This is a genomic window from Streptomyces sp. PA03-3a (genome assembly GCF_033792735.1).
Classification (GTDB): Bacteria; Actinomycetota; Actinomycetes; order Streptomycetales; family Streptomycetaceae; genus Actinacidiphila.
Window position 1 is genome coordinate 85,984 of the sequence record NZ_JARAVM010000016.1, and the last position, 17,856, is coordinate 103,839.

Consider the following 17,856-nt stretch of genomic DNA (forward strand, 5'->3'; position numbering starts at 1 on the left):
GGTGTGTGCGTGCCCTTCGTCAAACGGGGGAGGTGGGTGGTCAGTGGCCGGTTCGGTGCCGGGAGGTCACCAGGGCGCCTTGTAGCCGGTGGTGAGCTTCCGGCCGGTGTGGCGCCACTTGGGCTCCTTGTCCACGGTCCTGGCCGTGATGGAGCGCAGCTTCCGGATCGCCGCGCCGTACGCGCCGCTGGCGGTGCTCGACAGCCGCGCGCCGGGCGGTTCGTCCATGAACGGCATGAACATGTCCGGGAAGCCGGGCATGGTGCAGGCGATGCAGATGCCACCGACGTTGGGGCAGCCGCCGATGCCGTCCATCCAGCCGCGCTTGGGGACGTTGCACTTGACGACCGGGCCCCAGCAGCCGATCTTGACCAGGCATTGCGGCGAGTCGTAGCGGTCGGCGAACTGGCCCTGCTCGTAGTAGCCCGCCCGGTCGCAGCCCTCGTGCACGGTCGCGCCGAACAGCCACGCCGGGCGCAGCTTGTCGTCCAGCGGGATCATCGGCGCGGAGCCGGCCGCCTGGTAGAGCAGGTACGTGAGCGTCTCGGCGAAGTTGTCGGGCTGGATCGGGCAGCCGGGCACGCAGACGATCGGGATGCCCGCCTTCGACTTCCACTCCCAGCCCAGGTAGTCCGGCACGCCCATGGCCCCGGTCGGGTTGCCCTCCATGGCGTGGATGCCGCCGTAGGTGGCACAGGTGCCGATGGCGACCACGGCCAGGGCCTTGGGCGCGAGACGGTCGATCCACTCGCTGGTGGTGATCGGCTGGCCCGTCTCCGGGTTGTCGCCGAAGCCGCACCAGTAGCCCTCGGCCTTGATCGCCTCGTTGGGGATGGACCCCTCGACGACCAGGACGAACGGCTCGATCTCACCGCGTTCGGCCTTGAAGAACCACTCGATGAAGGTGTCGGCGCCCCCGACCGGACCGCACTCGAAGTCGATCAGCGGCCAGTGCACCTGGACCTCGGGGAGGCCGGGAAGGCCGCCCAGGACGATCTCCTCGATGCTGGGCAGCGTCGCGGCGGTCAGCGACACCGAGTCTCCGTCGCAACTCAGCCCCGCGTTGATCCAGAGAATGTGGATCGGGGCTTGCTCGTCCCCGGCTGCCGGGGTCCGTGCGGCGTCGTTCTGGGTCGAAGCAGTCGCACCCATCGGGATGCCTCCTCATCGAGCGACAAATGCCACATAAAGGCATCTATCCCCCTTGATAGCGACTGGCTCGCCGGGACGGGACGTCGAAGGGGGCCAATACGGTGACCGCCCCGTGCAGTGCGGCCTCCGCCCCGAGGCCGTGGCCACGGGAGGCCGGTGCGCGCCTTCCCGACGGCGGGGGCGGCCGCGTGCCGGCCGTTCATCCGAGGACGGCGGCCGTCGTGACGGGGGAGCGCGTCACGGCGGTCGGGGGATGAGCGGGGTCGCCGGCGTCAGGGGCAGGAGGCCGCCGGGGTCTCCCGCAGGTGCGAGGGGGTCCCGGCGGGGGTGCGGCGGTGCACGAAGTCCGAGCGGAGGGCGTGGTAGGGGGACCGGGGGTCGAAGAAGGCCTCCCGCATGCGGGACAGCTCCTCGGCGCGGTACGACGCCAGGGGTCGCTGCGCCTCGCGGCGCTCGGCCTCCGCCTTCTTCGCGGCGATCCTGGGTTGAGTCCCGGCCGTGCGGGCCAGCCGGGCAGCGAGGCGGGCGACGTCGGGGCCGAACTCCCGCGGGCCGCACATCAGCAGCCGGTCCACCAGCCCGATCCGCAGGGCGGCGGCCGCGCCGACCGGCAGGGCCTGCCGCGTCAGGCGCGCGGCCATGGCGGGGCCGACCCGGCGGGGCAGGGTGTACGTCCAGTACTCGGAGCCGTACAGGCCCATCAGGCGGTAGTGCGGGTTGAGCACCGCGCCCTGGCGGCACCAGACCTCGTCGGCGGCGAGGGCGAGCATCACGCCGCCCGCGCCCGCGTTGCCGCCGAGCGCGGCGACCACCAGGCGGTCGGTGGTGGTCAGCACCGCCTCGACCAGGTCGTCGATGGCGGTGATGTTCGCCCAGGACTCGGCGCCCGGGTCGGCGGCGGCCTCGATGGCCTTGAGGTCGATGCCGTTGGAGAAGACGTCCCGGGCGCCACCCAGCACCAGCACCGAGGTGGGCCGCGTGCGGGCGTGGCGGTACGCCGCCAGGAGCCGGCGGCAGTCGGCGGCGGACATCGCGCCGCCCGGGAAGGAGAACGACAGGACGCCCGCCGCGCCGTCCTCGCGGTAGCGGATGTCGGCCCAGGTGTCGCGCTCGCCGGCGAGTTCCGGGGGCAGCGGCTCCTCCGGCAGTGGCGGAAGGAGGTCGCCGAGCGCGGTGACGGCGGGCAGCGCGAACGTGGGCGGGCCGCCCGGGGCGGGAGGGGGCCGCAGCCGGGGGAGCCATACGGCGCCGTCGCGGGTGGCCCGGCACACCGCGCCCGCCCGGGCGGCCAGCAGCCGCCCCGGTTCACCGCGCAGCCGGTCCTCGGGGTGGCCGCCGTGCAGGAACCAGCGGGCGCCGAGGAGCTCGTCCAGGACGCCGGGCCGTGAGTCGGCGGCGCGCAGCTTGCGCAGCACGGTCGTGGTCGGGTCGGCGGCCCAGTCGATGCGCCGTTCGTCCTGGCGGAGTGCCGGGCGGACGCGGACGGCCGCCGCGAGGGCGGGGTCGCTCTGCCGCCGGGGGGCGTACGCGCCCGAGGCGAACCGGTCGACGGCCAGCAGGACGGCCTCCATCGCGGCGTCCGAGACCTCGCCCCGGTACAGGTCGCTCTTGCCGACCGGCGGCACCTCGCAGTCCACCGAGGCCCAGACCGGGCCCGCGTCCATCTCCTCCTCGGCCTGCAGGACCGTCACCCCCCAGGCGGTGACGCCCTCCTGCACCGCGCGGTCCAGGGAGGCGGGTCCCCGGTCGCCGGGTGGGCCGGGGTGCACGATCAGGCAGGTACGGGCGGTCCGGACGTCCTCGGGGATCGCCGCCTTGAGCATGGGCGCGACGACGAGTTCCGGCTCGTGGCGGGCGACCGCGGCCCGCATGGCGTCGCCGTCCGGTGTCACCTCGACGGCGACGGTGTGGCCCAGCTCGCCGAGTTCGGCGTACACGCGCTGCGTCAGGCTGTTGAACGCCGACGCCATGAGCAGGATGTGCATGACGACCTCCCGGGCCGCCCGGCACGATCGGGGAGGGGAGCACCGGCCCCGGCCTTCAGCGATGATGCCCGCCCCGCGGCTGCCCGCGGGTGCGGCCTCGCCGCCGGTTCACCCGATCGCCACCGGCCCGGCCGCCCAGGGGTGGTGCGACGGCACGATCCCGGACCGTCCCATGTATTGACGCGAACGCATCAACCCGATAGGTCTACACCAGATGCATGTGGTACAGACCAACTGCGTGTTCCCCCCACGGGAGGCCCGGATGCGAAGAACTCTGGCCCTGGTCACCGCGCTCGTCGGAGCGCTCGTCCTGATCCTCGCCCCGCCCGCCGCAGCGGCCGCCCCGAGCGCGGCCTTCGTCAAGACGGCCACCTGGGACACCGGATACCAGGGGCAGTACACGATCACCAACGGCGGCACCGTCACCCTCAGCGGATGGACCGTCGAGTTCGACCTGCCGTCGGGGACGAGCGTCGGCTCGTACTGGGACACCCTGATGACCCGGAGCGGCAGCCACTACACCTTCAAGAACCGCGACTACAACGGCACTCTCGCGCCCGGTGCTACCGCCGCCTTCGGCTGGGTCTCCTCGGGCACGGACGCGCCGGCGAACTGCAGGCTCAACGGCGGGTCCTGCACCGGCTCCGGCGGCGGACCGGACACCACCGCGCCCAGCGTCCCCGGCGGGGTCACCGTCGGCTCGGCCACCTCCTCCTCCCTCACCGTCCGGTGGACCGCCTCCACCGACGACTCCGGCAGCGTCGCCGGCTACGAGGTCTCCCGGGACGGCGGCGCGCCCGTCGCCGTGACCGGCACCTCGTACACCGCCACCGGGCTGCAGGCGAGCACCGGCTACTCCTTCCGCGTCCGCGCCAAGGACGCCGCGGGCAACACCTCCGCGTACAGCGGCGCGGTCGGCGGGACGACCACCTCCGGCGGCACCAACCCGCCCCCGGGCGGCGTGCGCACCGCGCCGTACGTCGACATGGGCGCCTGGCCGACGCCCAGCCTGACCACGCTGTCCTCGGCGAGCGGCCTGAAGAGCTTCACCATGGCCTTCATCACCGCCTCGTCCTGCAAGGCGATGTGGTTCAACGCCTACGACCCGCGCGACGGCTGGAACAAGGACCAGATCGACGCGATCCGCGCGGCCGGCGGTGACGTCAAGATCTCCTTCGGCGGCGCGACCGGCATCGAACTCGCGCAGGCCTGCGGCTCCGTCGACGCGCTGTACGCCGAGTACGACGCCGTGGTCAACGCGTACGGCCTGACCTACGCCGACTTCGACATCGAGGGCGCCGCCACCGCCGACCCGGCGTCCGTCGCCCGCCGCTCCCAGGCGCTGGCCCGCCTCCAGCAGGCCCACCCCGGGCTGCGGATCTCCCTCACCCTGCCCGTCCTCCCGGAGGGGCTCACGGCGGACGGTCTGGGCGTCGTGCGCTCGGCCCGGGACGCCGGGGTGAACCTCGACGTCGTCAACGTCATGGCGATGGACTACTACCGCAGCGCCGACTACGGCGACGCGGCGATCCAGGCGGCCAACAGCACCTTCGCCCAGCTCAAGTCCCTCTACCCCGGCACGTCCGACGCCCAGGTGTGGGCGATGGTGGGCGTCACGCCGATGCTCGGGCAGAACGACGACGGCCGGATCTACGACCAGGCCGACGCCCGCCAGTTGGTGAGCTTCGCCCAGGGCAGGCACCTCGGCATGCTCGCCTTCTGGGAGACGACCCGGGACCGCAACGCCTGCACCGGCGCGCTCTACATGTGCACCAACATCCCGCAGTCCCCCTACGAGTTCTCGCGGATCTTCGCGGGCTACAGCGGATAGCGGCTCCCGGGCACCGTCCCCACGGGCCGTCGTCGTGTGCGGAACACGGCGGCGGCCCGCTGCTTTCCGGCCGATGTGGAGACGATGTCGTCGATCCGTGAAGGCGCTTTCACGGAGGCCCCGGTTCCACTGAGTCCATTCACCCGGACGCCCAGCCCACCGCAAGTGCGACACAACGGATAGTACACACTGTGAACAATCGGTGACCGAAAGTCGCGGAGCGATGTGACGAGCGGGCACCCGATGCACAAGACTCCACGACGTCCGATATCCGGATCGAGTGCCGAAGGAGTGTTCGCTATGCGGATCAGTGCGGTGGGGACCTGCCTGGCCCTGGTGGCGGCGATGTGTTCGGCGGGGGGCGCGGCCGGTGCGGCGCAGGCCAGGCCGGCCGGGGCGACGAGCCTGTACGCGCCGTCCGCGCTCGTCCTGTCCGTGGGGAGGGGTGAAGACCCCGCGACAGCGACGATACAGCGCGCGGTCGTGCTGCGCTGCAGGCCCACCCCGTACGGCGACCACCCGGACCCGGTGGCCGCCTGCGCGGAACTCGCCGCCGTCCACGGGGACTTCGCGGCGATGACCGCCGACGCGGAGGGTGTGGCCTGCACCCGGATCTGGGATCCGGTCGTGGTCACCGCCGACGGGGTCTGGGAAGGCCGGCGCGTCACCTTCGCGCAGACCTTCGGCAACCCGTGCATGCTGCGCGGCAGCGACACGGCCGGCGTCTTCGCCTTCTGACGCCGATGCCGTGAACCAAGGCCACGGGGTTCACCGTGGGGGAGAGCCCTGTGAGGGGGCGGCCGACTCGTGGGACGGGGTCGGCCGCCCCTGTTTTTCTGCCGTGTCCTGCCGCGGCGTCAGGTCGTCTTGATCTGGCCGCCGTCGATGGTGAACTCCGCGCCCGTGACGTTGCCGGCGACGGGGGAGACGAGGAAGGCGATCAGGGCGGCGACCTCCTCGGGCTCGGTGACGCGCCCGGTCGAGATGCCCATGCTGCGCGGCACGACCTCGTCCAGGGCCTGCTGGGCGGTGGTCCCGGCCGCCGCGGCCGTCTGGTCGGCGAAGGCGCCGGGGGCGGTCCAAAAGGGCGTGCGGACGGGACCTGGGGCGACCGCGTTGACGCGCACGCCGCGCGGGGCGAACTCCTCGGACAGCGACTTCGTCAGGTTCGCCAGCGCCGCCTTGGCGGCCGAGTAGTCGACGACCATGGGGTAGGGGAGCCGCGCGTTGACGGACGTGACGTTGACGATCGCGCCGCCGCCCGCCGCCACCATGTGGGGCAGCGCGGCGCGGGTCGTGCGGACCGCGCTGAAGAAGGAGATCTCGAAGACGCGCCCCCACTCCGCGTCGTCCACATCGAGGAAGCTGCCGCGGGACTTTCCCGAGCCCACGTTGTTGACCAGGATGTCGACGGCGCCGTAGCGCTCCGCGGCCTGCCGTACGAGTTCGGCGGGTCCCCCCGCGGTGGCGAGGTCGACGGCCACGGGGGTCACCTCGTGGGCCTCGCGGAGAGCCTCCGCCTCGGGGGTGACGCTGCGGCTGCCCGCGACGACCCGGACGCCCTCGCGCGCGAGCGCCTCCGTCACCGCCAGGCCGATGCCCCTGCCGGCTCCGGTGACGACAGCGACCTTGTCCTGGAGCTGCAGTTCCATGAGGACCCCTTCGGAACAGGCGGGTGGGTATCGAGCCTGGGGTACGGGAGGCCCGGTCGCCATCGGAGCGCGGCCGGTCGGGCTCCCGCCGGAGGTCGCGCACAGAGGCGGGTCAGATACGTGTCCCCGTGCTGCGGCGGGCCCCGTCGCGACGCGCGCCGCACCATGACGAGTATCGGCCGTGTACGACAAGGGACTTGACGGGGTATTGGTCTAGTCCTACCGTCATCCCTCAATCGCAGTGTTCACGGGTGCATCCATGGTTCACCCATGTGAACGTGCCGTCTCCTGGGAAGGCGTCCCCCCATGTCCCACAGATCACAAGGTCTCCTCACCAAGGGCGTCTTCGCCCTCGTCGCGGCGCTGGTCGCCGCCCTCCTGGCCGCACTGCCCGGCGGCGGCCGTGCCGAGGCCGCGCCGGCTGCCTTCAGCCATCCCGGCGTCCTGGTCAGCCGCGCCCAGCTCGACTTCGTACGCGGAAAGGTGCAGGCCGGGGCGCAGCCCTGGAAGGGCGCGTACGACCAGATGATGGCGTCGAAGTACGCCTCGCAGTCGCGGACCCCCAAGCCGCGCGCGGTCGTCGAGTGCGGCTCCTACTCCAACCCCAACTACGGCTGCACCGACGAGCGCGAGGACGCCATCGCGGCCTACACCAACGCGCTGGCCTGGTACGTCACACGCGACGCCAAGTACGCGCAGAAGGCGATCCAATTGATGGACGCCTGGTCGGCCACCATCACCGACCACACCAACAGCAACGCCCCGCTGCAGACCGGCTGGGCGGGCTCGGTGTGGCCGCGCGCCGCGGAGATCATCCGCTACACGTACACCGGCTGGCCGAACGTGAACCGCTTCGCCACCATGCTGCGCGACGTCTACCTCCCCGAGGTCATCAACGGCTCGAAGAGCAACGGCAACTGGGAGCTCAGCATGATGGAGGCCGCCGTCGGCATCTCCGTCTTCCTCGACGACCGCACCTCCTACGACAAGGCCGTCACGCGCTACCTCAACCGCGTGGCCGCGTACGTCTACCTGGACACCGACGGCGCGCTGCCCAGGACCGTGCCCGGCAGCGGGCTCGACACCCGGGACGAGATCGTCGGCTACTGGCAGGGTCAGTCCACCTTCGTGACCGGTCTGACCCAGGAGACCTGCCGCGACTTCACGCACACCGGCTACGGCATCTCGTCGATCTCGCACGTCGCGGAGACCAGCCGCATCCAGGGCGAGGACCTCTACCCGCAGGTCGGCGAGCGGCTGCGGCAGGCGCTGGGCTTCCAGTCCAAGTACCAGCGCGGCGAGGCCGTGCCGTCGTGGCTGTGCGGCGGGAGTCTCAACCTGGGTCTCGGGCCGGTCACCGAGGTCGGCTACAACGCGATGCACAACCGGCTCGGCTACGCCATGACCAACACCCAGGCGCTCACCGAGGCGCAGCGCCCGGCCGGCAGCAACAACCTCTTCGTCGCCTGGGAGACCCTGACCCACGGCGATAACCTCTCCTGATCCGGCAGAGGTGATCGGCGGCGGAGGGAACCGGCCATGCCCGTACGTGTCGAGCGCAGCGGACCCGTCACCACGGTGGTGCTCTCGCGCCCCGAGGTGCGCAACGCCGTCGACGGTCCGACGGCACGCGAACTGGCCGACGCCTTCCGCGCGTTCGACGCCGACCCCGGCGCCTCCGCCGCGGTGCTGTGGGGGGAGGGCGGCACCTTCTGCGCGGGTGCCGACCTCAAGGCCATCGGCACCCCGCGCGGCAACGAGGTGACCGATGTGGCGGACGGGGGCGGCGGCAGCGGTGGGGACGGCCCCATGGGGCCCACCCGCCTGCGACTGGGCAAGCCGGTCATCGCGGCCATCTCGGGCCACGCGGTGGCCGGCGGCCTGGAGCTGGCCCTCTGGTGCGACCTGCGGGTCGCCGAGGAGGACGCGGTGCTCGGGGTGTTCTGCCGGCGCTGGGGCGTGCCCCTGATCGACGGCGGGACGGTGCGGCTGCCGCGCCTGATCGGCACCTCGCGGGCGATGGACCTGATCCTGACGGGTCGTCCGGTCGACGCGGCCGAGGCGTACGCCATGGGCCTGGTCAACCGGGTCGTCCCGGCCGGCGGGGCACGCGCGGCCGCCGAAGCGCTCGCCGCGCAGATCGCGGCCTTCCCGCAGACCTGCCTGCGGCACGACCGGCTCGCGGTGCTGGAGGCCGAGGGCCTGGAGGAGACGGCCGCGCTCGAGGCGGAGTTGCGGCACGGCAGGGTGTCCCTCGCGGAGGCGGGGGAGGGCGCGGCGCGCTTCTCGGCGGGGGCCGGGAGGCACGGCGCGTTCGACCGGAGCTGACCGGCGCGGGACGACCGACGGGGGCCGTTCCGCGCCGGTCACCCGGGCTGAGCTGCGCCCATGGCGTGACCGCCGTGTGGACTTCGGCCGGTTCCCGTGTGTGGACCACGGACGCGCTCTGGACATCCGTATGTCATGGGCACTTAAATCTGGCACCACCTCACCTCCGCACCCGGGCCCGCCCCACCGTGGCCGGACGCAGATGCGGGGACCGCGCACGCCCCCCACCAGAGGAGCACGATGCAGCCCAGCACCAGACGTGCCGCGACCGCCATATCCGCGGCGCTGGCCGCGACCGCCGTCACCGCCGCCCTCCTGACACCCTCCGCGGCGTCCGCGTCCGGCCGCGACCTCCCCTCCCGCGCCACCGGCGTCGCCCGCGCCGACGCCGCCGTCACCACCCACGCGACCCGACTCGCCGTCACCGCCGCGCAGGGCCGGACCGTCCGCGACGTCATCACCGACGCGGACGGCGCCCAGCACATCCGCTACGACCGGACCTACCGCGGACTGCCCGTCCTCGGCGGCGACCTCGTCGTCCACCTCGCACCGGGCGGCACCTACGAGGGCGCCGAGCGGGCCACCCGCTCCGACCTGGCCGTGGCGAGCACCACCCCGTCCGTGAAGGCCGCCACCGCCGCCGACAAGGGGCTGGCGGCACTGCGTTCCGCCCACCGCGGGACATCGTTCCGGCAGGCCAAGGCCAAGCCGCAGCTCATCGTCGACGCACTGCACGGCGCGCCCCGCCTGGCCTGGCGCACCACCGCCGTCGGCCTCGACAGCCTCGGCAACCCGGCCGCCCGCGTCGTCCTCACCGACGCCCGAACCGGTGCCCGGATCGACGCCTGGGACGCCCTGGAGACCGCCACCGGGGACGGCAAGTCCCTCTACGGCGGAACCGTCTCCCTGGAGACCACCCTCAGCGGCAGCACCTACCAGCTGAAGGACGCCACCCGCGGCGACACCTACACCGGCGACGCGCAGAACAAGACCGACCTGTGCATCTTCGGCATCTGCTTCTCCCGGGCCCCCGCGGTTCTCTTCACCGACGCCGACAACCACTGGGGCACCGGCACCACCGCCGACCGCGCGACGGCCGCCGTCGACGCCCAGTACGGCACCAACGAGACCTGGGACTACTACAAGACCGTCCACGGCCGCAGCGGCATCGCCGGCGACGGCAAGGGCTCGTACAACCGCGTCCACTACGGCAGCAACTACAACAACGCCTTCTGGGACGACAGCTGCTTCTGCATGACCTACGGCGACGGCGACGGCACCACCTTCGGTCCGCTGGTCGCCCTCGACGTCGCAGGGCACGAGATGTCGCACGGCGTCACCTCGCGCACCGCGGCCCTCACCTACTCCGGGGAGTCCGGCGGCCTCAACGAGGCCACCTCGGACATCTTCGGGACCCTGGTCGAGTGGTACGCCGGCAACTCCTCCGACACCGGCGACTACCTCATCGGCGAGCGCATCGTGAAGTCCGGCTTCGGCCGGCCCGCGCTGCGCTTCATGGACAAGCCCTCCAAGGACGGCAGCTCCGCCGACTGCTGGAGCTCCGGCGTCGGCAACCTCGACGTCCACTACTCCTCCGGTGTGGCCAACCACTTCGCCTACCTGCTCGCCGAGGGCAGCGGCGCCAAGACCGTGGGCGACGTCAGCTACAACAGCCCCACCTGCAACGGCTCCACCGTGGGCGGCATCGGCCGCGACAAGCTCGGCAAGATCTGGTACCGCGCGCTCACGGTCCACATGACCTCCGGCACCAACTACGCGGGCGCCCGCACCGCCACCCTCAAGGCCGCCACCGACCTCTACGGCGCCTCGAGCGCCGAGTACAACGCCGTGGCGGCCGCCTGGTCCGCCGTCAGCGTCAACTGACGCCGGGCCGATCCACGGCCCCGGGGGACCGGCCACGGCCCGGCCGGTCCCCCGGGGCGGTGCCAGACTGGTACCCGTGACCACCACCAACGCCGTAGCGGCGATACGCGCGCACGTAGGGGCCTTCAACGCCCGCGACCTGGACGCGCTCCTGGCCGGCTTCACCGACGACGCCGTGTGGATCACCGGCACCACCACGGTGCGTGGCCGCGCGGAACTCACCGCGCTCTTCGACGAGGCGATGCGCGGGCTGCTTCCCACCCTGGAGGTCCACGACCTCATCGCCGAAGGCGACCGCGCGGCCTGCCGGATGACCGAGACCCTCACCTACCGCGGCGACCGCCGCACCTGCCCGATCGCCGCGTTCTACGAGCTCCGGGAGGGCCGCATCGCCTGGGCCAAGGTCTACCGCGAGGGCAGCGCGGACGTCGCCTGAGCGGCGCCGTCAGGCCGAGCCGCTCTCCGTCCACGGCCGGAGCTTGTCCGGGTTGCGGACCGCCCAGATGCGGGAGACGCGGCCGCCCGTTACATCGAACGCCGCCACCGTCACGGTCACCCCGGCGTGCCGGGCGACCAGGCCGGGCCGGCCGTTGACCGTGCGCTCCAGCAGCGTCAGGCCCGGGGTCCTGCCGGCCATGTGGATCAGGTACCCGGCGATGCGCTCGCCGCCCTCCACCGGGCGCAGGACGGCGCCGGCCAGGCCGCCGCCGTCGGCGGCCATCGTGGCGTCCGGGTCGAGGAGGCCGACGAGGGCCCTGATGTCCCCGGCCTCCCACGCCTCCTTGAAGTGCCGCACCACACCGGCCTGCCCGGCCGCCGGTACCGCCGGGCCCTGCGCGGCGCGAACCCTCCGGCGCGCCGAGTACGCCAGTTGCCGGCAGGCCGCGGGCGTCCGGCCGACGATCCCGGCCACCTCCGGGAAGGGGTACCGGAAGACGTCGTGCAGCACGAAGGCCACGCGCTCGGCCGGCGTCATCGACTCCAGCACGACGAGGAAGGCCATCGTCACGGACTCGTCCAGGGTGACCCGGTCGACGGGGTCGGCCGACTCCGCCCCGCCGCCGGCCTGGCCGCCCGTCCACTCCGAGCGGTCCGGCAGCGGCTCGGGTATCCAGGAACCGACGTAGCGCTCGCGCCGGACGCGAGCCGAGCCGAGGAGGTCGAGGCAGACGCGGCCGGCCACCGTCGTCAGCCAGGCGCCGGGAGACTCGATGGCCTCCTGCTGCTGCCGCGACATCGCGTACCAGCGGGCGTAGGTCTCCTGTACGGCGTCCTCGGCCTCGGCCAGCGAACCGAGCAGCCGGTAGGCGAGGTTGATCAGATGACGGCGCTCGCCGACGACCGCGCTCAGGTCCGGCTCGGACCCGTACCGCTCTGGCTTCGATGGGGTGCTCATGGCCGCGTCCGCTCCCTGGTCCGTCCCGTCCGCCTGCGCTCTCGCCCCTTCGACGGAACACGGCCCCCGTTCGTCAGGCCGGTGTTCGGCCTGACAGTCCACGGGCCCGGTTCGTCGGAGTGAGGGGACGGTAGCGATCCGCCGCCGCGCGACAGAAGAGGGACCGCGTCATGGCCACAGTCACAACGGCAGAGCACCGCAGCCTCACGTTCCTCCGGATCGCGGTCGCCCTGCAGACCTCGGCGATCTTCTTCCAGGCCGTCACCGCCGGAGTGCTGCTGTCCTCGTCGCACGGCGAGGTGCTGCACAGTGCGGGAGCGCGCGTGATGTACGCCGCGTCGATGCTGTACGTGCTCGCGGCGATCCTCGCGTGGCGACCGGGCGGCGGATCGCCCCGCCCCATCCTGTACGCCTCCGGCTTCCTCGTCCTCGCCTCGGTCCAGGTGGTGCTGGGCATCGCGCACGTGCCGTCGTTCCATGTCCCCCTGGGCGTCCTGATGTTCGGGCTCAGCGTGCTGGCGCTGGCCGTGGGCGCCCGAGGGGCGTCGTCCTCGGTCAGTCGGTCGGGTCGGGCATGATCTCCCGGACCTCCTGCGCACAGCGGCACGCGGCGGCGAGCTCGGCGGCCCACTCCAGCGCGTTCTCACGTGAGGGCACGTCGATGACCGCGAACCCGCCGAGCACCGCCTTGGTCTCCGGGTACGGGCCGTCGGTGACCGTCCCGTCGGTGGACACGACGCTCGCCCGCTGGCTCTGCAGTCCGCCGCCGAAGACCCACACACCGGCGTCCCGGGCCTTGCGCACCACCTTGAGCGAGGCCTCGGCCACCTCGGGCAGATCCTCCTCGGGGAAGGTCATCGCGCCGTCGTCGAACGAGATCAGATACCGGGTCATGCGTGACTCCCTCGGTCGTCGGCCGCCATCGGCCGCCTCTCACCCTACGGGGCGTGCCTTCCGCCGGACCGGCGTTCGAACACATTTCCGGGACGTGTCTGGAGCGGCGGCCAGTCAGAACCGGGCGGAGGTGGGAACAGTGGGCGTTCGTACTTCTCGCCCCGCGCGTCCATCGGCCGGCGGTCGTCGATGAGGTCCACCGCCTTGGCGCCCCAGGCAGGCGTCGCCCCACTTCGGCACCCACGGACACGGCGCGGCATCGATGCCGTCCTGGTGCATGCCGCACAGGGTTGGCGCCGAAGCGGCCGTACGCATGGGCACGTGGCGGCGGACCCGCCCAATCCGCCAGCCCCGGCGGAAGGCTGATCGTGCCGTGACCCTGCAGGAGCCCCGCGAGCTGGTTTATGAAGCTGACTGGGCTTGTGCGGCCTGAACCCATCCAGCCCAGTCCGGTGTCTCCCGTTCACATTTCGGCGAGCGGTTCGCCGAGCTCGCCAGTGCGTGGCACGCCGCATGGCCGGCAATCGCGGGTGACGGCCTCGAAGCGCACGTGGCAGACCCTGGCCCCATCGTCTCAGGTCTCGGTAGGCGGGTTCGGCGGTCCGGCGGCGCGGCGGTACTCGGCGTTGATGCGCCGGGCTTCTTCGAGTTGGTCTTCGAGGATGATGATGCGGCACGCGGCTTCGATGGCGGTGCCCTGATCGACGAGCTCGCGGGCGCGGGCGGCGATGCGCAATTGGTAACGGGAGTAGCGGCGGTGGCCGCCGGCGGAGCGGAGCGGGGTGATGAGGCGGGCTTCACCGATTGCTCGGAGGAAGCCCTGGGTGGTCCCGAGGATTTCGGCAGCCCGGCCCATGGTGTAGGCGGGGTAGTCGTCGTCGTCGAGACGGCCGTACGAATCGTCTGCTGTCATTGAACCTCTCTCATGGAACGCGTTGAGGGGCCCGGATGCCGTACTGGCACCCGGGCCCCGAAGGAGCTGTCACACCATCTGCCGGCCCTGGTACTTTGCCGGCTTTCTGTGTCCGCCGACCCGACCGAAAGGCTGTCGGGGTTGCGGGGATCGCGATTGCTTGACCGGAGACCACCTCACTATCGATGTCCTGCGGTACCCGGGCCCAAGATGTCGGCCCGGGCGATCCTGATGGTGCTCGGCTCCTCCGTTCTTCCCTCAGTGATCAACTGTGTACTGCCGGTGATGCGACCTGCGAGTGGCCTAGCGGAGCGCCACTTTCGGCAGTCTTGGAATCCCACTGCCGAACTGCCCGATGCGTGCGCCCGCAGCCGACGCCTTCACCAGGGTGCTGCTCACTTGCCTTCGCTGCTGAGTACTACTGCGTCAACTGCGGTACAGCTCGTGGCGGCCCCTGATCACTGCGGGCCACCCGGTTCGGCCGTCAGTCCCGTTCGCCGTCCTGCGACCACTCTGGCTACGCAACTCCACCACCGCACCGTCCTGCACACTGCAACTAGCTGTACCGCGGGTACTGCTGACCGGCAGTTCGTCTCTGCCAGGCCCTTCTGTCTCTCTGGGCTACAGGAGAAACCATAACGACACCCGCGCCCAATGTCTACTCTGGCCACCATAGATTTTCCGCAGTGCAACGGTGAGGGAATCGGCCTCGCGTCGGGCAGAGGCGCGGGGAGCGGACCCTTGCTGTACACGGCAGCGGTGGCGAGGAAGTCCGTCTCCTCCGGTGTGCGGGCCGCGGTCTCGAAGGGCTCGTTCGCCACCTCGACCGCGGTCGGCTCACCGCGGACGAGCTCCTGTGCCAGGCCGAGGAGCACGCGCCCGCGTGATGCCGAGTTCGCTCAGGGCCCGGTCGTACAGCTCACGGATCTCAGCGGGATCGTCGCGGCGCGACAGTCCGGCGAGCTCCCGGAGCGCGGGTGAGTCGTCGCCATCGGCGAGCGCGTGCGCGGCCATCATCGGCAGCTCCTCGAGGGGCGCGACCCCTGCGACGTGCTGCCATGCGCTGCTCCGCGACCGGTCGGCCATGGGGGCCAGGGAATCTCCGAGTGCGGGCCGGAGACTGCATCCGACGGGCCACTCGGCCACCTCGAATGATGAACCAGGAGTCCGAGCGCAACCCCAAGGAGCTGTGCTGGATGAGCCCGGCGGGCGCATCGGCAGAGCCCGGAGCTGCCTTCCCCGGCGTGTTCGAACCGGATCCCAGGGTTGCGCCCGTCGTCCGTCCACCGGGCGTCCGCCCCGGCGGCCGGCGTCGCCACGGCCTCGGACCAGGGGCCAGGTCGTCCGGAGCCGCTCCTCACGGTGATTGCCGCGTCCAGGAACCCGTGCCAGGGCAGCACACCGGGCATGTGCCGCCCCGGCACGCGGACGAGGAGAACGCTCTCGCCCTCGGTCAGGGAGACGAGATCCACCGCCGGTTCCCCGTCAATCCGTCAGAGGTCCAGCAGGTGGATACGGCGGCGGGACGAGGGGGCGCCGAGGGTGATCGCGGGGCGGGTCCTGGCGGGGGTGCCGGGTACGGCGCGCTCCAGGTGGACGCGGCCGCCGAGTTCCACCAGGCCGTCCGGTGCGGGTGCGGTGAGGATCTGGGAGCCGCGGCCCTGGGCGATGTTGAGGGCGCGGTCGAGGCGGTCGGTGAGCAGGAGCGCCGCCGAGCCGGTGGCCTCGACCTCCCTGACGCCGTCACCGCGGCCCGGGAAGCCGCGGGCGCGGACCCGTCCGGCGGGCTCGTCCTCCCAGGCCCAGGCGTAGATCCATTCGCCGGGCGGAGGCACGGGCAGCGCGTCCACCTCCTCGGGCGAGTCGTACTGCCGCAGGGTGCGGGGCGGGGCCCAGGCGGGGCTGGCCTCGAGCCAGGTGAACTCGCCGTCGAGGCGGACGCCCACCACGCCGGCGGGGGTGATCAGTTCGGGGGCGTCCAGCAGCCAGGCGGCGCCCATGCAGGGGGTACCGGCGAAGGGCAGCCGGCCGTCGGCGGAGCGGATGTCGATGATGCCCCGCTCGGGATCGTCGACGAACACGGTCTCGGTGAAGCCCGATCGCCGGGCGAACGCGACGCGCTCCTGTTCGTCGGTGACGGTGCTTCCGTCACGCACCACGGCGAGCCGGTCGCCGTGCCCGCCGGCGGGTCCGCAGAAGACCCGCACTATGTCGTAGCCGGTCATGGTCGCAGCCTGCCTCATGCCTGCGTGATGGGGGAGAGGGGAGCCGGGGCGCCGAGTGCGGCGCCCTGGAGCGAGGTGATGCGCTCGATGAGGAGGCACAGCAGTACTGCCGCGGCGAGCATGAGCGCCTCGGCGACCGCCAGCGCGGCCCGCGAGCCCGGGGCGGCCTGAGTGGTCAGCGTGAGAACGACCCCGTGCCCGATCCAGGCCGCCCACCAGAGGTTCACCTGTGTCGAGTCGCGTTTCGGGTTCCATGACGGGGAACTCGCGCGTCCGATGTCGAGGACGAACTGCCGTGGCATGAAGAAGTTCAGCACGGGGACGAACCACGACCCGATCAGCCAGCCTTTGCCCGGGAGCGCGGCCTGCGGGGCCAACACCAGGGCATTGCGCCGGGACCGGGCCAGCCATACGAGGAAGAGCACGGCCGCGATCGTCATCAGGTAGACGAAGACCTGGGAGACGAGGCCGGAAGTGTGCCGGGTCGCGGCTGAGGGATGGATCTGGCGGTTCTGGACGGCCACCGCCCGGAACACGTCGACAACGGCGGCCGCGGCTATCGCCACCTGCGCGCAGCGGGCAAGGAGCAAGGGGGAGTCGGGGGGCTTGCTGGACATCGTGGATGGCCTGTCTCGGGTCGTGCGCGGCTCCGGTGGACACGGGAGCGGAGCGATCATAGGGGCTGAGGGGCGCACGTGTGTACGGGTTGCGGGTCCTCATCCGCGGGGCTGTACGTCCCCCATCACATGGGCGAGCGTGCCGGCCGGGGCGGCGCGCTCGTCGGGGGGCATGCCGGGGTGGTGCCCGGCGGTCCCGGGCAGGCCCGCGGACGCCGGGCCGGCGAGGGACAGGCGGGAGACGATGCGGTAGCGGTCGCCGCGGTAGAGGGAGTGCACGTACTCCACGGGGCGGCCGGCGGCATCGCTGGTGAGGCGGTCGAAGAGCAGCGCGGGGGAGAGCACCGGCACCTGCAGCAGGCGGGCCTCCTCCTCGTTCGCGACCGTGGGTTCGATGGACTGGACGGCCTCGTGGACGAGGACGCCGTGCCGCTCCCGCAGGCAGGCGTAGAAGTCCCCGGACTCCATGTCGGCCGCCCGCAGGCCCGGCACCAGCTCGGCCGGTACGTGCAGGTACTCGACGGCCATCGGCTCGCCGTCGACGAGGCGGAGCCGGGCGATGTAGACGATCTCGGCGGCGGGCGACACCCGGAGCTTGCGGCCCACGCGGGCACCCGCCCGCACCGTGGCGAACTCCAGGACGCGGCTGAGCCAGTGGCCGGAGGCCTGCGGCAGGCTGAAGGCGTTCTCCCCCTGGGCGAGTTCCTGGGTGATCTTCGCCGGGGCGACGAACATGCCGCTCCCGTGGCGCCGGACGAGCAGCCCGGTGGTGACCAGTTCGTCGACGGCCGAGCGCACGGTGGGCCGGGAGACGTCCAGTTGCTCGCACAGGGCGCGCTCCGACGGGATCGGGGTGCCCGGTGCCTGTGACTCCACGAGTTCCAGGAGGTGGTCGCGGACCCGTTCCCGTTTCAGCGGCGACCGCGGTGCCTCACCCGTCATGCGCCCCGCCCCCTCTTCTCGGCCGTGCGGTGGATGC

18 protein-coding genes are annotated in these 17,856 nt (G+C 72.3%); 7 read left to right on the top strand and 11 right to left on the bottom strand.

The annotated features are described in order from the left end of the window. Nucleotides 1–66 precede the first annotated feature (66 nt). A complete protein-coding gene (locus PV342_RS20680) occupies nt 67–1,152 on the bottom strand; it encodes an NADH-quinone oxidoreductase subunit B family protein (RefSeq protein WP_400803416.1) in 1,086 nt (361 codons plus the stop codon). 272 nt (nt 1,153–1,424) lie between these two features. Then, complete coding sequence (locus tag PV342_RS20685; RefSeq protein WP_500318240.1) at nt 1,425–3,137, bottom strand: enoyl-CoA hydratase-related protein; 1,713 nt, start codon at nt 3,135–3,137, stop codon at nt 1,425–1,427. Between the two features lie 262 nt (nt 3,138–3,399). Here PV342_RS20685 and PV342_RS20690 point away from each other — a divergent pair, with 262 nt between their 5' ends. After that, entirely contained in the window at nt 3,400–4,968 is a 1,569-nt protein-coding gene (locus PV342_RS20690; protein ID WP_500318242.1) for a cellulose binding domain-containing protein, read from the top strand. A gap of 300 nt (nt 4,969–5,268) precedes the next feature. Then, complete coding sequence (locus PV342_RS20695; RefSeq protein WP_500318244.1) at nt 5,269–5,706, top strand: subtilase-type protease inhibitor; 438 nt, start codon at nt 5,269–5,271, stop codon at nt 5,704–5,706. 119 nt (nt 5,707–5,825) lie between these two features. Here the strand turns inward: PV342_RS20695 and PV342_RS20700 are convergent, their stop codons facing one another. After that, complete coding sequence (locus tag PV342_RS20700; RefSeq protein WP_400803427.1) at nt 5,826–6,620, bottom strand: SDR family NAD(P)-dependent oxidoreductase; 795 nt, start codon at nt 6,618–6,620, stop codon at nt 5,826–5,828. 306 nt (nt 6,621–6,926) lie between these two features. On the opposite strand from PV342_RS20700, the gene PV342_RS20705 reads away from it, so the two are divergent. The 4 genes from PV342_RS20705 (at nt 6,927) to PV342_RS20720 (ending at nt 11,268) form a co-directional block, all read left to right on the top strand. Continuing rightward, nucleotides 6,927–8,123: an alginate lyase family protein gene (locus PV342_RS20705; RefSeq protein ID WP_386996474.1), complete on the top strand. Its 1,197-nt coding sequence runs from the start codon at nt 6,927–6,929 to the stop codon at nt 8,121–8,123. A 36-nt stretch (nt 8,124–8,159) separates the two neighbouring features. Beyond that, entirely contained in the window at nt 8,160–8,948 is a 789-nt protein-coding gene (locus PV342_RS20710) for a crotonase/enoyl-CoA hydratase family protein (RefSeq protein WP_400803431.1), read from the top strand. Between the two features lie 240 nt (nt 8,949–9,188). After that, the gene (locus PV342_RS20715) at nt 9,189–10,832 is read left to right on the top strand and encodes a M4 family metallopeptidase (RefSeq protein ID WP_500318246.1); all 1,644 of its coding nucleotides are present in this window, start codon (nt 9,189–9,191) and stop codon (nt 10,830–10,832) included. Between the two features lie 76 nt (nt 10,833–10,908). Beyond that, on the top strand, nt 10,909–11,268 hold the full coding sequence (locus PV342_RS20720; RefSeq protein ID WP_500318248.1) for a nuclear transport factor 2 family protein: 360 nt from the start codon (nt 10,909–10,911) through the stop codon (nt 11,266–11,268). Between the two features lie 9 nt (nt 11,269–11,277). On the opposite strand, the gene sigJ is transcribed toward PV342_RS20720, so the two are convergent. After that, complete coding sequence (gene sigJ / locus PV342_RS20725; RefSeq protein ID WP_500318250.1) at nt 11,278–12,228, bottom strand: RNA polymerase sigma factor SigJ; 951 nt, start codon at nt 12,226–12,228, stop codon at nt 11,278–11,280. A gap of 170 nt (nt 12,229–12,398) precedes the next feature. On the opposite strand from sigJ, the gene PV342_RS20730 reads away from it, so the two are divergent. Next, nucleotides 12,399–12,806, top strand: coding sequence for a hypothetical protein (locus tag PV342_RS20730; protein ID WP_400803442.1), 408 nt, complete (start codon nt 12,399–12,401; stop codon nt 12,804–12,806). Here the strand turns inward: PV342_RS20730 and PV342_RS20735 are convergent. The 7 genes from PV342_RS20735 to PV342_RS20765 all read right to left on the bottom strand — a co-directional run bounded on the left by PV342_RS20735 (nt 12,784) and on the right by PV342_RS20765 (nt 17,819). Then, nucleotides 12,784–13,122, bottom strand: a complete 339-nt coding sequence (locus tag PV342_RS20735; RefSeq protein WP_361008685.1) for a YciI family protein — start codon at nt 13,120–13,122, stop codon at nt 12,784–12,786. The two genes, PV342_RS20730 and PV342_RS20735, sit on opposite strands and share 23 nt — an antisense overlap. Before the next feature lie 574 nt (nt 13,123–13,696). Next, on the bottom strand, nt 13,697–14,035 hold the full coding sequence (locus tag PV342_RS20740; protein WP_361008687.1) for a MerR family transcriptional regulator: 339 nt from the start codon (nt 14,033–14,035) through the stop codon (nt 13,697–13,699). Between the two features lie 837 nt (nt 14,036–14,872). After that, nucleotides 14,873–15,121 (bottom strand): hypothetical protein, encoded by a 249-nt coding sequence (locus PV342_RS20745; protein ID WP_500318351.1) that lies wholly within the window; start codon nt 15,119–15,121, stop codon nt 14,873–14,875. Continuing rightward, entirely contained in the window at nt 15,049–15,507 is a 459-nt protein-coding gene (locus PV342_RS20750) for a DUF5959 family protein (protein ID WP_500318253.1), read from the bottom strand. The genes PV342_RS20745 and PV342_RS20750 overlap by 73 nt, the downstream gene beginning before the upstream one ends. Before the next feature lie 21 nt (nt 15,508–15,528). Further along, nucleotides 15,529–16,260, bottom strand: coding sequence for a hypothetical protein (locus tag PV342_RS20755; RefSeq protein ID WP_018560767.1), 732 nt, complete (start codon nt 16,258–16,260; stop codon nt 15,529–15,531). A gap of 14 nt (nt 16,261–16,274) precedes the next feature. Next, nucleotides 16,275–16,877, bottom strand: a complete 603-nt coding sequence (locus PV342_RS20760; protein WP_500318255.1) for a DUF4328 domain-containing protein — start codon at nt 16,875–16,877, stop codon at nt 16,275–16,277. A gap of 99 nt (nt 16,878–16,976) precedes the next feature. Continuing rightward, nucleotides 16,977–17,819 carry a GntR family transcriptional regulator gene (locus PV342_RS20765; protein ID WP_500318257.1) on the bottom strand — a complete coding sequence of 281 codons (843 nt, stop codon included), beginning with the start codon at nt 17,817–17,819 and terminating at the stop codon, nt 16,977–16,979. Nucleotides 17,820–17,856: the final 37 nt, after the last annotated feature.